Below are 14,921 nucleotides of genomic sequence, written 5' to 3' on the forward strand. Positions count from 1 at the left end.
AGAAAAAGGGCCTACACGTGAATGTAGGCCCTTTGCGCCGGTTTGGCTGCTTGCGATTATTCGCGGTTGCCGCCAAAGATGCCCAGCAGCATCAGCAGGTTCGAGAAGACGTTATAGACGTCCAGGTAGATGGCCAGCGTGGCGGACACGTAGTTGGTTTCGCCGCCGTTGACCACGCGCTGCAGGTCCACCAGCATGAAGGCCGAGAAGATGACGATGGCCAGGACCGAGATGGTCAGCATCAGCGCGGGCAGCTGCAGGAAGATGTTGGCCAGGGCCGCCACCAGGATCACGACTGCGCCGATGAACAGGAATTTCTGCAGTCCCGACAGGTCGCGCTTGATGGTGGTGGCCAGCGTGGCCATCGTGCCGAACACGATCGCGGTGCCGCCGAAGGCCGTCATGACCAGCTGCGAGCCGTTGCTCATGCCCATGACGAAGCCCAGCAGGCGCGACAGCATCACGCCCATGAAGAACGTGAAGGCCAGCAGCAGGACCACGCCCAGCGAGCTGTTCTTGTTCTTTTCGATCGCGAACATCAGGCCGAAGGCGCCCACCAGGAACACGATGGCGGACAGTCCGGGGCTGGCGCCCATGACGCGGTTGATGCCGGTGTACATGCCCACGGCAGCGCCCAGCACGGTCGGGATCAGCGAGAGCGCCAGGAGCCAATAGGTGTTGCGCAAGACCTGATTGCGCGCGACCTCGCCCGGCGCGCCGGCTACGGCGCCGGAACGGTTAAAGGGGGACGGACGATATTCGTTCATGGAGAACTCCTGTGTACGGCAGAGTAATGGTTGCCTAGAAGGCTTAGAGGGGTAGGATACCTTACAGTTCCCTGAAGAATCCAGTTCTGCCTAGGATTAGACCAGAGGCGGGAAATAGGTTCCAGACGGGTCAACCCGGCCTGACATCCTGCAGCACCCTGGCGACGATGCGCGGCAGTTCCGCGTCCATGCGCGCCTGGATCTGGTCTATGGCTTCGGCCAGGGCCTCGCGCATCAGCTGCTCGACCTCGGCCTGCAGACGGGCGCTCAGGACCGTGGCGTCGGGCAGCCCGGCGCGAGAGGCCTGCACTGGCGTTTCCAGTATAGCGGTATCGAGGGACGTATCGTCGCTGTCGGCCAGATCCGTCAGCAGCGGAAAGGCGTCGTCGCCATGGGCCGCTGCCGTGTCGTCGGCCAGTTCGGTCAACAGGGGCGCGTCTACGTCGTCCCCGCCCGATGGCGGATAGAGCGAGGGCTCGGCCCGTTGGGTCAAGGTAGGAATGCCGTGGTCGGCGGGGCGAGAGGGCATGGTGGCTCCCGGATGTCGAGATGGCGCGCCGTACGGTCGGGGCGCTCAGCCGTCCGGCTGTTGGCGGCTGAGGTCGTGGCTTTGCGGCGTGTGGCCCGCGGTCAGATAGGTCCGCCAGCGCTGGCGGGCCGCCTGCTTGTCCTCCGGGTCGTCGGAGACGATTTCCAGCAGGCGCTCGAAGGCCTCGAAACCGGGAGGGCAGTCGCTATCCAGGTTCAGCAGCCAGGACGGCTGGGGCTGTCCGCCCTGGCCGGCCGCGGCGGCGGCCTGCTGGGGATCTCCGGCGGTGAGGACCACCGGCGTTTCGGCGGCCAGCGGATCGTTGGCCAGCACGTGCGGCACGAAAGACGTGTCGTCGAAGGCCCAGAGCATGCGGTCGAACGCGGCCAGGCGGGCACCATCCCTACAGTACACCACCAGCCGCTGCCCTGCCAGGTAGCGCTTGCGCACCACCTGGCAGGCAGTGCGCAAGCGGTCGGGCGCGCCGAAGGCGAAGTCGATGCGCGTCATGCCGGCTTCCGTTGCTGCGGTTTCAAGCCTGGTCCAGCAGGTACTGCATCAGCAGCGGCACGGGGCGGCCGGTGGCGCCCTTGTCCTTGCCGCCGCGCCAGGCGGTGCCGGCGATGTCCAGGTGGGCCCAGCGGTACGAGGTGGCGAAGCGCGACAGGAAGCAGGCCGCCGTGACCGCGCCGGCCGGGGGGCCGCCGATGTTGGCGAGGTCGGCGAAGTTGGACTTGAGCTGTTCCTGGTAGGCGTCGTCCATCGGCATGCGCCATGCGGTGTCCAGGGACTGGCGGCCGGCGGCGGCCAGCGCGTCGGCCAGGGCGTCGTCCTTGGAGAACAGGCCGCTGTTGACGTTGCCCAGGGCCACCACGCAAGCGCCGGTCAGGGTGGCGATGTCGATGACGGCGGACGGCTTGAAGCGTTCGGCGTAGGTCAGCGCGTCGCACAGCACCAGGCGGCCTTCCGCGTCCGTGTTCAGGATTTCAATGGTCAGGCCGGCCATGCTGGTGACGACGTCGCCCGGCTTGTTGGCCTTGCCGCTGGGCAAGTTTTCGCAAGCGGGGATCAGGCCGACCACGTCCAGCGGCAGCTCCAGTTCGGCCAGGGCGCGGAACGAGCCCAGCACGCTGGCGGCGCCGCACATGTCGTACTTCATTTCGTCCATGGTGGCGGCGGGCTTGAGCGAGATGCCGCCGGCATCGAAGGTAATGCCCTTGCCGACCAGCACGATGGGACCTTGCGCGGCCTTGGCGGCTTTCTTGGCGGTCTTGCTGCCGGCGTGGCGCAGCACGATGAAGCGCAGCGCTTCCTCGGAGCCGCGCGCGACCGACAGGAACGAGCCCATGCCCAGCGCCTCGACCTGCTTGCGGTCCAGCACTTCCACCTTCAGCGACTTGAATTCGCGGGCCAGGCGCTTGGCGGTTTCGCCCAGGTAGGTCGGCGTGCAGATATTGCCGGGCAGATTGCCCAGCGTGCGGGTCAGGTCCATGCCGTTGGCGATGGCGCCGCCTTCGCGCAGGCCCTTCTGGGCCTGGGCCGCGTCGGCGCGCTCGACGACCTGGACGATCTTCTTGAGCTTGGGGCGGGCGTCGCGGTCGGGTTTGCCGAAGCTGGCGTCGTAATGATAAGTGGCGCCGCCGGCCGCGATGGCGGCGCTGCGGGCGCGGGCGATGACGGCCACGTCGGCGATCGGGTTGGCGACCAGCGTGGACACGCCTTCGGTCAGTTGAGCGGACACGCAGGCCGCGGCGAAGGCCTGCTCGGCCGAGGCGTGGGCGCGGGCCGAATATTCTTCCTGCTTGCCCAGGCCGACCAGCACTACGCGCTGCGCGGACACGCCGGGCAGGTTGCGCAGCGTCAGCGTGGAGCCGGTGCGGCCGCGGAACTCGGCCTTGACCACCGAACGCACGGCGCCATTGGAGGCGCGGTCGATGAGGTCGGCGGCGGGGCTCAACACGCCTTCGGCATACACCCCGACAGCCAGGGCGGCGGTTTTGACTTGGTGCAGGGAAGCAGTGGTCTGTGTGCTAAATTCCATGAGGGTTTCCCGTGTACGTCTGTGTAGAATGCGGTCGATTATCCCGCATATTCTCCCATGTCTCTATTCAAACGCTCTGTCGTCAGCGAGATCACCAGTCACGCTGGCGTTGTCTTTTCCACGTTGCTCATCGTGTGGCTCAGCGTGTTGCTCGTGCGCCTGCTCGGTGAAGCCGCTGGCGGCAACATCGGAGCCGACGTCGTGGTGGTGCTGGCCGCGCTGTCGACCATCACCGCCTTGCCGACCATCCTCGCGGTCTCCGTCTTCATTGCGGTCCTGACCACCGTCACGCGCAATTACCGTGAATCCGAAATGGTGGTGTGGTTCGCCAGCGGCCTGTCGCTGGCCGATTGGCTCAGACCGGTGCTGCGCGTCGCCATTCCGGTGGCGCTGGCGGTCGCGGGGTTGACGCTGGTGGCGGCGCCCTGGGCGTACCGCCAGATCGGCGAATACCACGAACGTTTCGAGCAGCGGTCCGACCTGTCCAAGGTCACGGCCGGCCAGTTCGCGGAATCGTCCGGCGGCAACCGGGTGTTCTTCGCCGAGGATCCCCTGACGCCCAGCGACGAACTGGGCAATGTGTTCGCGCGCGAAAACGGCCCTGAATGGCTCAGCGTGTTGACTGCAAGCAAGGCGCATAGCGAAACCATGCCCAACGGCGACCGCTTCCTGGTGCTGGGCGAAGGCCATCGCTATGACCTGAAGCCTGGTACTCCGGAGATTCGTCTGGTGCATTTCGACAAGTACGGCCTGCGCCTGGAAAGCAAGTCGGGCGGCGATCCCGTGGCGGAAGCGCGGGCCAATGCGGAACGTTCCGCCAAGGCGCGCACCACGTCCCAACTGATCGCCGACAACACCGACAGCAGTTGGTCGCAAGTGATGTGGCGCATCTCGCTGCCGCTGGCCGCGCTCAACTTGGCGCTGCTGGCGATTCCCTTGGGCGCCGTCAATCCGCGCCTGGGACGGTCGGGCGACCTGCTCATCGCCGGCCTGGTGGGCCTGCTGTACATGAACCTGATCAACTTGTCGCGCGCCTGGATTTCCAACGGCAAGCTCAGCTTCGGCCTGGGCGTGTGGGCGATTCATGCCGCGGTGGCGCTGCTGACCGTCTTCCTGCTGATGCGTCGCTTGCGCGTGAAGGCGCCCAAGAACAGCGCTTGACGCCACCAGACCCGACGCCTGGCGGCCCGCCCAGAGCGGGCCGCGGCGTTTTCAGGGCAGGTACTTCATCGTGCCGCCCTTGCCGGCCAGCAGGTCGGCGTTCTTCAGCACCGACTTGCGGATGAAATCCCACAAGGCCGTCACGCGCTTGAGCTTGCGCAGATCTTCGTGGCAGTACATCCAGAACGAGCGCGTGATTTCGACCTCATCCGCCAGCACCGGCGTCAGCCGCGGATCCTGAGCGGCGATGAAGCAGGGCAGGATCGCCAGCGACTGGCCTTGCAGCGCGGCGTGGTATTGCGCCACCACGCTGGTGCTGCGCAGCACCACCTTGCTGGCGGGCAGCAGGTCTTCCAGATAGCGCAGGCGCTCGCTGAACAGCAGTTCGTCGACGTAGCCGATGAAGGTGTGCCCGGCCAGGTCCGCGCGCTCCCTGATCGGCGGATGGCTGGCCAGATAGCCGGGCGTGCCATACAGGCGCAGCGTGTAGTCGCACAGCTTGCTGCACACATAGGGGCCGCGCTGGGGGCGCTCGATGGTGATGGCCAGATCGGCCTCGCGCTTGGACAGGCTGACGAAGCGCGGCACCGGCAGGATGTCCAGGGTGATGTGCGGGTAGCGCCGCTGGAAGTCCGCCGCCAGCGGCGTCAGCACATAGCTGCCGAAGCCCTCGGTGGCGCCGATGCGCAAATGGCCCGACAGCGCCTGGCCTATGCCCGACAGGTTTTCACGGGCCGAGTGCACGGTGCTTTCCATCTGCTCGGCATGGACGAACAGACGCTGGCCGTCCTCGGTCAGCACGAAGCCCGCGCCGCGCGACTTCTCGAACAGCAGGGTGTCCAGCTCGGCTTCCAGCGCGCGGATGCGCCGCGACACCGTCGTGTGTTCGACCCCGAGCTTGCGCGCCGCGGCGCTGACCCGCTGGGTGCGGGCCACTTCCAGGAAATATCTCAGGCTGTCCCAATCAAGCACTTTCCGGCTCTCCCGGGCCGGCCGCGCAACGCGCCGCCGGCCAAATTTCACTTGTGCATGAATGCACAAGGAATGTGCATTTCTAGTGTTGCTTGTTGATTTTCACACATCTACACTGGGTCGGCGGGCTCAGAGCCTGACGACAGGCTCTCCGGGGCTCAAGCCCTGGGACCGCAGGCCGCGCAGACGGCGCCATAACGCATAAAACTCAGGAGACAAATCCATGAAATTGCACGCACGCGGGCTGGCCGTAGGCTTGTGTCTGGGCGCCGCATTGGTCGGCCAGGCTCAGGCGGCGGACAAGCCGCCAGTGAAGATCGGCATTCTGACGGACATGTCTGGCACCTACGCCGGCATGGGGGGACCAGGTTCGGTGGCGGCGGCGCAACTGGCGATCGACGACTGCCTGGCGGCCGAATGCAAGGGCATGAAGATCGAGCTGGTGTCCGCGGACAACCAGAACAAGGCCGACGTGGGCGCGGCCAAGGCGCGCGAATGGTTCGACCGCGACGGCGTTACCGCCATCGCCGACCTGACCAACTCCGCGGTGGCGCTGGCGGTGCAGGGCATCGCGCGCGAAAAGAACAAGGTGGTGATGTTCTCCGGCCCCGCGACCACGGCGCTGACCAACAAGGAATGCTCGCCCGTGGGCTTCCACTGGATGTTCGACACCTATTCGCAATCCGCCGGCGGCGCCAAGGCCACGGTGAGGGCGGGCGGCAAGTCCTGGTACTTCATCACCGTGGACTACGCCTTCGGGCACTCGCTGGAAGCCGACACGGCCAAGGCCGTGCAAGCGCTGGGCGGCACCGTGGCCGGCAGCGTGCGCCATCCCCTGAACGCACCGGACTTCGCCTCCTATCTGCTGCAGGCGCAGGCTTCCAAGGCCCAGGTCGTGGCGCTGGCCAATGGCGGCCAGGACACGGTCAACGCGGTCAAGCAGGCGCGTGAATTCGGCATCGTGGCAGGCGGCCAACGCCTGGTGTCGCTGCTGATCTTCCTGTCGGATCTGCGCGCGCTGGGCCTGGAAAGCGCCCAGGGCCTGTCGTACGTGGACGGCTTCTACTGGGATTACGACGACGCCACGCGCCAGTGGTCCACGCGCTTCGAGAAGGCCTTCCGCGGCCTGAAGCCCACCATGACCCAGGCCGGCGTGTACTCCAGCGTGCGGCACTACCTGCGTTCGGTCGCGGCTTCCGGCAGCACCGACGGCAAGGTGGTGGCCGACAAAATGCGCGCGCTGCCGATCGAGGATCCGATCATGCGCAACGCCTCCATCCGTCCCGATGGCCGCGTGATCCACGACATGTACCTGTATGAAGTGAAAAAGCCGGCCGAGTCCAAGGGCGGCTGGGACTATTCCAAGCTGGTGGCCACCATCCCGGCCGCCGAGGCCTTCCAGCCCCTGGCGGATTCGAGCTGCCCGCTGGTCAAGAAGTAAACCCTGGCGCGCCGACCGGCCATGGCCGCCGGCGCACCTGAAGATCCATGAACGCGGATTCCATCCGCATCGACTACGCAGTGTGAGGAGCATCAAATGAGTGAAGTCCCCCGCGTTCCGCTATTGATCGGCGGCAAGCTCGTGCAGTCCAAAACCACCGAATGGCGAGACGTGATCAATCCCGCTACCCAGGAGGTCGTCGCCAAGGTGCCCTTCGCCACGCGCGAAGAACTGGACCTGGCCATCTCCAACGCCAAGGAGGCTTTCAAGACCTGGCGCAACAGCGGGCAGGGCGCTCGCATGCGCGTCATGCTGAAGTTCCAGGAGTTGCTGCGCGCCAACTCCGGCAAGCTGGCCGAAATGATCACCCGTGAGCACGGCAAGACCCTGCCGGACGCCGAGGGCGAAGTCGGCCGCGGCCTGGAAGTCGTGGAGCACGCCTGCTCCATCGCCAACTTGCAACTGGGCGAGTACGCCGAAAATGCCGCGTCCGGCATCGACGTCTACACGCTGATCCAGCCGCTGGGCGTGTGCGCGGGCATCACCGCGTTCAATTTCCCGGTCATGCTGCCTTGCTTCATGTTCCCGATCGCCGTGGCCTGCGGCAACACCTTCATCCTCAAGCCCTCCGAGCAGGACCCGACCTCCTCGCTGTTCCTGGCGCAGCTGGCGTTGGAAGCCGGCCTGCCGGCAGGCGTGCTGAACGTGGTGCATGGCGGTCCGGAAACCGCCAACGGCCTGTGCGAACACCCCGACATCAAGGCGGTCTCGTTCATCGGCTCGACCCGCGTCGGCACCGAGATCTACAACCGCGCCTCGGCCGCCGGCAAGCGCTGCCAGTCCATGATGGGCGCCAAGAACCACTGCGTGATCCTGCCGGACGCCGATCCCGAGGTCGCCCTGAACCAGCTGGTGGGCGCCGCCTTTGGCGCGGCCGGCCAACGCTGCATGGCCTCGTCCGTGGCGGTGCTGGTGGGCGAAGCCCGCAACTGGCTGCCCGACTTCGTCGAGCGTTCCAAGAAGCTCAAGGTCAATTCCGGCATGGACCGCGAAGCGGACCTCGGCCCCCTGGTTTCGCCCAACGCCAAGAAGCGCGTCGAAAGCCTGATCCAGAAGGGCGTGGACGAAGGCGCCAAGCTGCTGCTGGACGGCCGCAGCCTGAAGGTCGCCGGCTTCGAGCAGGGCAACTTCGTGGGCCCGACGATTTTCGACGGCGTCACCGAAAACATGACCATCTACACCGAGGAAATCTTCGGACCGGTCCTGTGCGTGGTAGGCGTGGAAACGCTGGAGGACGCGGTGGCGTTCATCAACCGCAACCCCAACGGCAACGGCGTGGCGTTGTTCACCCAGGATGGCGGCGCGGCGCGCTACTTCCAGAACAACATCGACGTCGGCCAGGTCGGCATCAACGTGCCGATCCCGGTGCCGGTGGCCTGGTTCAGCTTCACCGGTTCGCGCGGCTCCAAGCTGGGCGACCTGGGCCCCAACGGCAAGCAGGCGGTGCAGTTCTGGACGCAGACCAAGACCGTCACTGCGCGCTGGTCGGCTCATGCCAAGAGCGTGAACACCACGATCTCGATGCGCTGAAGTGGGGACGCCTCGCATGTAAGCTTATATAAATAAGTTATATAACGAGGCGCCCTTATTACTTATAATTGGCCCGTCTATCAGGGGCCAATTCATGAACCTGCAGCAATTTCGTTTTGTGCGTGAAACCATCCGGCGCGACTTCAACCTGACCGAAGCCGCCCGGATGCTCTACACCTCGCAGCCCGGCGTCTCCAAGGCGATCATCGAGTTCGAGGACGAACTGGGCATCAAGATCTTCGAACGGCACGGCAAGCGCATCAAGGGGCTGACCAAGCCCGGCCTGGCGGTGTCGCAGGTCATCGACCGCATCATGCGCGAAGTGGACAACCTGAAGAAGGTCAGCGACGAATTCGCGCGCCGCGACGAGGGCGGCCTGGTCATCGCCTGCACCCACACCCAGGCGCGCTACCTGCTGCCGCGCGTCATTCCCGCGTTCCGCAAGCAATTCCCCAAGGTGCATCTGTCGCTGGCCGAGGGCAGCCCCGCGCAACTGGCCGAAATGGTGCTGCACGAGCAGGCCGACTTGGCCCTGGCAACGGAATCGTTGGCCTTGACGCCCGGCCTGGCGACCTTGCCGGTCTATGCTTGGGAACACACCGTGGTGGTGCGCCCGGATCATCCCTTGGCCGAGCTGACCTCCAGCGCCGCCAAGCGCCTGTCGCTGGCGCAATTGGCCGAGTTTCCCATCGTCACCTATGACCGCGCCTTCACCGGCCGCAGCACCATAGACGAAATCTTCGCCAACCAGGGTATCCATCCGGACATCGTGCTGGAGGCCATCGACGCCGACGTCATCAAGACCTATGTCGACGTGGGCCTGGGCATCGGCATCATCGCGGGCGTGGCCTACGATCCGCGCCGCGACGGCAATCTGGTGGGCCTGCCTGTGGGCCATCTGTTCGGCACGCATACGACCCGCGTGGGCGTGAAGGCCGGGGTGTTCCTGCGCGACTACGTCTACACCTTCCTGGAAATGCTGGCGCCTTCGTTGACCCGCGCGGTGGTGACCGAGGCAGTGCAGGGCGCGCCCAAGTAGCAGGCCGTTTCCCCTTGGGGCTGGAGGCGCGGCGCCGTTGGGCGGCGCGCCTTTTTTCTTGGTGCGTCGCGGTCCGCGCTATCCCCTTTCATATGCTCATAAAAATAATTAAATAAGAACTGATCTCATTTGAGTTGACTAAAAAATAGGAATCATTATCATTACATCCAGTCTCAACGACCCAGTGAGGTTCATCATGACGGCAGGATTAAGTGCAGTGGTAGTGGGCGCCGACCGCCTCGGCAACATTCCGGATCTGCTCAAAGGACACAATATTTCGATCACGCACCACATCAGCGGCCGTGATCCCTCGCATCAAAAGAAGACGTTGCAATTGCCCTCGGGTACTCAGCTGGTCATCCTGCTGACCGACTTCCTGGGCCACAACGTCATGAAAACCTTCCGCAACGCCGCGCAACGTGGCGGCATCCGCGTCGTGGCTTGTCGGCGTTCGGTGTGCAGCATGCAACAGGCCCTGCAGCAATGCGGCCTGTGCCCGCGCTCGGGCTCGGTGCACTGATAGCGCGGTCTGCCGCCGCCAAACAAAAAACTGGGGAGGCCGAAACGGCCTGCGGCCCCTGGGCCGCGAAGAGAGATGAAAAACGCCGCCGGACTGGAAAGTCCGGCGGCGTTTTGCTTGTAGCGAGGAGGGCCTGGCGGCTATCCTGGAAAGGTGTCAGTTGGCTGCGCGGGCGGACGCCATCAGGCTGTTGTCCAGGCGGCGCGCGCCGTTGTAGCGCTTGGACCAATAAGCCATGGTCATGTTTTCCACGCGGACCACGCCGCCAGCGCTGGGCGAGTGCACGAAGCGGTCGTCGCCCAGGTAGATGCCCACATGCGAGTAGCGGCGGCCCAGCGTGTTGAAGAAGACCAGGTCGCCGGCCTTGAGTTCGTTCTTGGCGACCGAGACGCCTTGTTGCGCCATTTCGGCGGCGTTGCGGGGCAGCTTCAGGCCCAGCGAACGTTCGGCCGTGTAGGTGACCAGGCCGCTGCAATCGAATCCGGTGTCGGGGGAGTTGCCGCCGAAGCGGTAGCGGATGCCCAGGTGATTGAGGGCTTCGCTGACCAGGGCGTTGTCGCTATTGACGCCTGAATGGGTCTTCTGGCGTTCACGCTTGAATTTCTGGCTTACCAGCACGCCGATGGGATCATCGGTGGTGGCTACCCATTCCGTTTCGTAGGGATCGATCTCGGACGTATGGGCGGTTGACTTTTGATTTGTAGCAGCACAACCTGCCAGACCCACCACGCATGCAACCAACGCCAGCAAACGCAGACCGCGAGTTGCCTGGCCGGAGGAAGGATTCAGTATCGCGTGGTTGGAGTGTCGATGCATGCGCCTGGGGGTGACTTGCAGATAACGGCAAAAAACACGGAATTCGCCGTGAATGTGGCCGAGATGTCAGCAAAATCAACATTTTTCTACAACTTCGGGGGGATTCTACCAAACTTTTAAGACCAGTTAGCGACAAAACCGGCGTTAATGCCCATGCAGCGTGGACATTTGGCAGAACATTTTGACTTGCGGCAAGCCTCGTGCAAGGTTCGCCTACCAGAATGACCAAAAGATTCGAGAAGAAATCAATCAGCCTTAAGGCGTAAGAAAGATAACAGGAGACATAAATGCAAAAAACCCGGGATTTCCATTACCGCTCGATCCATGATCGCGATGTGTTCTGGCGGGAAGAGGCCAGCCGCATCCACTGGGAGACGCCTTTCGAGTCCGTGCTGGACTTCTCCCGGCCGCCCTTCGCCAAATGGTTCACGGGCGGGCGCACCAATCTCTGCTACAACGCCGTCGACCGCTGGCTGCCGACCCAGGCCGATGCGCCGGCCTTGATCTGGGTGTCCACCGAGGTGGAGCGCGAGCGCGTCTACACCCGCCAGGAAATGTACGAAGAGGTCAACGCCGCGGCCGCCATGCTCAAGGAACTTGGGGTGGGGCGTGGCGACCGGGTGTTGCTTTACATGCCCATGGTGCCGGAAGCCGTGTTCACCATGCTGGCGTGCGCGCGGATCGGCGCGGTGCACTCGGTGGTGTTCGGCGGCTTCGCCTCGGTCAACCTGGCCCAGCGTATCGACGATGCGGCGCCCAAGGTGGTGGTCTGCACCGACGCCGGTTCGCGCGGCGGCAAGGTCGTACCCTACAAGCCCCTGCTGGACCGCGCCTTGGCGCTGGCCAAGACGCCGCCGGCCTCGGTGGTGGTGTTCGACCGCGGCCTGGCGCCGTTCGAGCCCGTGGCGGGACGCGACCTGGACTATGCCACCTTGCGCCAGCGCCATCTGGGCGCGCGGGTGCCGGTGGAGTGGCTGGAGTCCTCCGAGCCCAGCTATATCCTCTATACCTCGGGCACCACGGGCAAGCCCAAGGGCGTGCAGCGCGATACCGGCGGCTATGCCGTGGCGCTGGCCTCCTCCATGGAATACCTGTTTGACGGCCGCGCCGGTGAAACCTTCTTCTGCACCAGCGACATCGGCTGGGTGGTGGGCCACTCCTACATCATCTACGGCCCGCTGATCGGCGGACAGGCCACGGTGCTGTATGAAGGCACGCCGGTGCGCCCCGACGGCGCCATCTTGTGGAAGCTGGTGGAGCAGTTCGGCGTCAACACCCTGTTTTCGGCGCCAACCGCGGTGCGCGTGCTCAAGCGCCAGGATCCGGAGCTGCTCAAGCGCCACGACCTGTCCTCGCTGCGCGCGGTCTACCTGGCGGGCGAACCGCTGGACGAGCCCACGGCGCAATGGATCTCCGGCGGACTGGGCAAGCCCATCATCGACAACTATTGGCAGACGGAATCGGGCTGGCCCATCCTGTCGGCCCAGCCGGGCGTGGAAAAAGTGCCAACCCGTTTTGGTAGCCCGTCGTTCCCGGTATACGGCTTCGATGCGCGCATCGTCAGCGAGTCCACCGGCGAGGACCTCGGGCCCGACCAGAAGGGCGTGGTGGCCATCGTGCCGCCGCTGCCGCCGGGCGCCATGTCCACCATCTGGGGCGACGACGAGCGTTTCGTGCAGACCTACTTCACCTCCATTCCCGGCCGCCAGGTGTATTCCACCTTCGACTGGGGGCTGGTGGACGCCGATGGCTATTGGTTCATCCTGGGCCGCACCGACGATGTGATCAATGTGGCGGGCCATCGGCTGGGCACGCGCGAGATCGAGGAGTCCGTCAACAGCCACAACGCGATCGCCGAATGCGCGGTGGTGGGCGTGGCGGACTCGCTCAAGGGGCAGGTGGCGATGGCGTTCGCCGTGCTCAAGAATCCTGCTGGCGCCGAAACCGAGGAAGGGGCAAAGCGCCTGGAAGGCGATATCATGCGGCTGGTGGAAGATCAGCTGGGAGCCGTGGCGAGGCCGGCCAGGATCCGGTTCGTGGGCGCGCTGCCCAAGACCCGGTCCGGCAAGGTCCTGCGCCGCGCGATCGTCGCGGTATGCGAAGGACGCGATCCCGGCGACCTGACCACCATAGAAGATCCCACCGCCCTGGAACAAATAAAGGAGTCGCTGCAATGAATACCAAGCCCGTGCTGACCGCCGAAGACGTCAAGAAGATTTTGGCTGCGGCCGAAGCACACGCCCTGCAGAACAAGTGGGCGGTCGCCATCGCCGTCGTTGACGACGGCGGGCACCTGATGGGCATGCTGCGCCTGGACGGCGTTGCGCCGATTTCCTCCCACATTGCGCCGGCCAAGGCCAAGACGGCAGCCATGGGCTGCCGCGAATCGCGCATCTACGAAGAAATCATCAACAACGGGCGCTATTCGTTCCTGTCGGCGCCGCACCTCGAGGGCATGTTGGAAGGCGGCGTGCCGATCGTGGCCAACGGCCAAGTCGTGGGCGCAGTCGGCGTGTCGGGCGTGAAATCGACCGAAGACGCGCTGATCGCGCAAGCTGGCATCGCCGCACTGGGCCTATGAGCCAAGGCGAGCCGTCGGAAGCGCCGGCCGGCGCTTCCGCGCAGAACGCTGGAGCAGGGGGCGACGGCCCCCTGAATCCCGGCGTGGCCAAACGCGAGGTCTGGGCCTGGGCCATGTACGACTTCGCCAATTCCGGCTATACCACCGTGATCCTCACGGCGGTGTTCAGCACATATTTCGTCGGTGTGGTCGGCGGGCGCGCGCCCTGGGCCACGCTGGCCTGGACCGCGGCGCTGTCGCTGTCCTATCTGCTCATCATGCTGACCATGCCCACCCTGGGCGCCCGCGCGGATGCGCGGGCCAGCAAGCGTCGCTTGCTTTTCACGAGCACGGTGGGCTGCGTGGCCGCCACGCTGGTGCTGACCCAGGCCGGGCCTGGCGACGTCTGGCTGGCGCTGGCCGCCATCGTCATTTCCAACTACTGCTATTGCGTCGGCGAGTCCGTGGTCGCGGCCTTCCTGCCGGAACTCGCCCGGCCCTCCGCGCTGGGGCGCGTCTCGGGCTGGGGCTGGAGCTTCGGCTATTGCGGCGGCATGCTCACGCTGGGCCTGTCGCTGGTCGTGGTGACCTTGGCCGAGGCGCGCGGCGAAACCGCCGAGCATTTCGTGCCTTGGGTCATCGTCGTCACCTGCACGGTGTTCGCGCTGGCGGCGCTGCCGTCGTTCTTCCTGTTGCGCGAACGCGCCAAGCCGCAGGCCGGCAAGCAGGAATCCCTGCACATGCTCAAGCGCCTGGCCTATGCCTGGCGCGAAACCGGCCAGCACTTTCCGGAATTCCGCCGCCTGCTGATGTGCATCGCCTGCTATCAGGCGGGGATCTCGGTGGTGATCACGCTGGCCGCCGTCTATGCCTCGGAGGTCATGGGCTTCACCACGCCGCAGATCATGCTGCTGGTGTTCACCGTGAACATCGGCGCGGCCGCCGGCGCATTCTCCTTCGGCTACGTGCAGGACCGCATCGGCCACAAGCCGGCGCTGGCCATGACGCTATGCGGCTGGATCGTGATGGTGCTGGTGGCGTACGCCGCCGTGACCGCGCCTGTGTTCTGGGCGGCCGCCACGCTGGCAGGGCTGTGCATGGGCACCACGCAGAGCGCCGGCCGCGCCATGACCGGCGCGCTGGCTCCCGCCGGCCGGCTGGCCGAGTTCTACTCGCTGTGGACCTTCGCGGTGCAGTTGGCCGCCGTGATCGGTCCGCTCACCTACGGCCTGGTGACCTGGGCCACGCATGGCAACCACCGCCTCGCGATCCTGGTGACCGGCCTGTTCTTCGTGGGCGGCCTCATCCTTTTGTCGCGCGTGGACGTGAAGCGCGGGCTGGCGCGGCGCGCGGCTTGAGGCGCGCGGTGCGCGCAGGCCACGCCGGCTGCTATCCTTATGGACTGTCCGGTGACGTCGCTACGATTGGCGGCGGCACGCCTTGATTGCCCGGCGCCGGCCTTGCCTCGCGGGCTCCGGCCCGCAT

14 protein-coding genes are annotated in these 14,921 nt (G+C 65.4%); 8 read left to right on the top strand and 6 right to left on the bottom strand.

Annotation, left to right across the window (positions count from 1 at the left end; translation table 11 throughout):
• Positions 1 to 56 precede the first annotated feature (56 nt).
• The 4 genes from IPU70_RS21575 to IPU70_RS21590 all read right to left on the bottom strand — a co-directional run bounded on the left by IPU70_RS21575 (position 57) and on the right by IPU70_RS21590 (position 3,337).
• Positions 57 to 767, bottom strand: coding sequence for a Bax inhibitor-1/YccA family protein (locus IPU70_RS21575; RefSeq protein WP_013392245.1), 711 nt, complete (start codon positions 765 to 767; stop codon positions 57 to 59).
• A 130-nt stretch (positions 768 to 897) separates the two neighbouring features.
• Complete coding sequence (locus IPU70_RS21580) at positions 898 to 1,296, bottom strand: hypothetical protein (RefSeq protein WP_207470152.1); 399 nt, start codon at positions 1,294 to 1,296, stop codon at positions 898 to 900.
• A gap of 45 nt (positions 1,297 to 1,341) precedes the next feature.
• Entirely contained in the window at positions 1,342 to 1,806 is a 465-nt protein-coding gene (locus IPU70_RS21585) for a DNA polymerase III subunit chi (protein WP_207470154.1), read from the bottom strand.
• A gap of 22 nt (positions 1,807 to 1,828) precedes the next feature.
• Positions 1,829 to 3,337, bottom strand: coding sequence for a leucyl aminopeptidase (locus IPU70_RS21590; protein WP_207470155.1), 1,509 nt, complete (start codon positions 3,335 to 3,337; stop codon positions 1,829 to 1,831).
• A gap of 57 nt (positions 3,338 to 3,394) precedes the next feature.
• Here IPU70_RS21590 and lptF point away from each other — a divergent pair, with 57 nt between their 5' ends.
• Entirely contained in the window at positions 3,395 to 4,498 is a 1,104-nt protein-coding gene (gene lptF, locus IPU70_RS21595; RefSeq protein WP_207470157.1) for an LPS export ABC transporter permease LptF, read from the top strand.
• A 51-nt stretch (positions 4,499 to 4,549) separates the two neighbouring features.
• Here lptF and IPU70_RS21600 read toward each other — a convergent pair whose 3' ends face one another.
• On the bottom strand, positions 4,550 to 5,470 hold the full coding sequence (locus tag IPU70_RS21600) for a LysR family transcriptional regulator (RefSeq protein WP_207470159.1): 921 nt from the start codon (positions 5,468 to 5,470) through the stop codon (positions 4,550 to 4,552).
• Between the two features lie 223 nt (positions 5,471 to 5,693).
• Between IPU70_RS21600 and IPU70_RS21605 the strand changes: the two genes are divergently transcribed.
• From IPU70_RS21605 to IPU70_RS21620, 4 genes are all read left to right on the top strand, one after another.
• The gene (locus IPU70_RS21605) at positions 5,694 to 6,911 is read left to right on the top strand and encodes an ABC transporter substrate-binding protein (RefSeq protein ID WP_207470161.1); all 1,218 of its coding nucleotides are present in this window, start codon (positions 5,694 to 5,696) and stop codon (positions 6,909 to 6,911) included.
• Between the two features lie 96 nt (positions 6,912 to 7,007).
• Entirely contained in the window at positions 7,008 to 8,501 is a 1,494-nt protein-coding gene (locus tag IPU70_RS21610) for a CoA-acylating methylmalonate-semialdehyde dehydrogenase (RefSeq protein WP_207470163.1), read from the top strand.
• 94 nt (positions 8,502 to 8,595) lie between these two features.
• Entirely contained in the window at positions 8,596 to 9,540 is a 945-nt protein-coding gene (locus IPU70_RS21615; RefSeq protein ID WP_207470164.1) for a CysB family HTH-type transcriptional regulator, read from the top strand.
• A 196-nt stretch (positions 9,541 to 9,736) separates the two neighbouring features.
• On the top strand, positions 9,737 to 10,060 hold the full coding sequence (locus IPU70_RS21620; protein WP_013392254.1) for a DUF2325 domain-containing protein: 324 nt from the start codon (positions 9,737 to 9,739) through the stop codon (positions 10,058 to 10,060).
• A gap of 156 nt (positions 10,061 to 10,216) precedes the next feature.
• Here the strand turns inward: IPU70_RS21620 and IPU70_RS21625 are convergent, their stop codons facing one another.
• Positions 10,217 to 10,876: a C40 family peptidase gene (locus IPU70_RS21625; RefSeq protein ID WP_207470166.1), complete on the bottom strand. Its 660-nt coding sequence runs from the start codon at positions 10,874 to 10,876 to the stop codon at positions 10,217 to 10,219.
• Between the two features lie 287 nt (positions 10,877 to 11,163).
• Here IPU70_RS21625 and IPU70_RS21630 point away from each other — a divergent pair, with 287 nt between their 5' ends.
• The 3 genes from IPU70_RS21630 to IPU70_RS21640 are packed head-to-tail and all read left to right on the top strand — an operon-like array spanning position 11,164 to position 14,794.
• Positions 11,164 to 13,053: a propionate--CoA ligase gene (locus tag IPU70_RS21630; protein WP_207470174.1), complete on the top strand. Its 1,890-nt coding sequence runs from the start codon at positions 11,164 to 11,166 to the stop codon at positions 13,051 to 13,053.
• Positions 13,050 to 13,457, top strand: coding sequence for a heme-binding protein (locus tag IPU70_RS21635; RefSeq protein WP_207470175.1), 408 nt, complete (start codon positions 13,050 to 13,052; stop codon positions 13,455 to 13,457). Before IPU70_RS21630 ends, IPU70_RS21635 begins: the two co-directional genes overlap by 4 nt.
• Positions 13,454 to 14,794: an MFS transporter gene (locus IPU70_RS21640; protein ID WP_207470177.1), complete on the top strand. Its 1,341-nt coding sequence runs from the start codon at positions 13,454 to 13,456 to the stop codon at positions 14,792 to 14,794. The genes IPU70_RS21635 and IPU70_RS21640 overlap by 4 nt, the downstream gene beginning before the upstream one ends.
• The last annotated feature ends 127 nt before the right edge of the window (positions 14,795 to 14,921 follow it).

Source organism: Achromobacter sp. SD115, assembly GCF_017355315.1.
In the GTDB taxonomy this organism is placed as follows: Bacteria; Pseudomonadota; Gammaproteobacteria; order Burkholderiales; family Burkholderiaceae_B; genus Achromobacter; species Achromobacter xylosoxidans_B.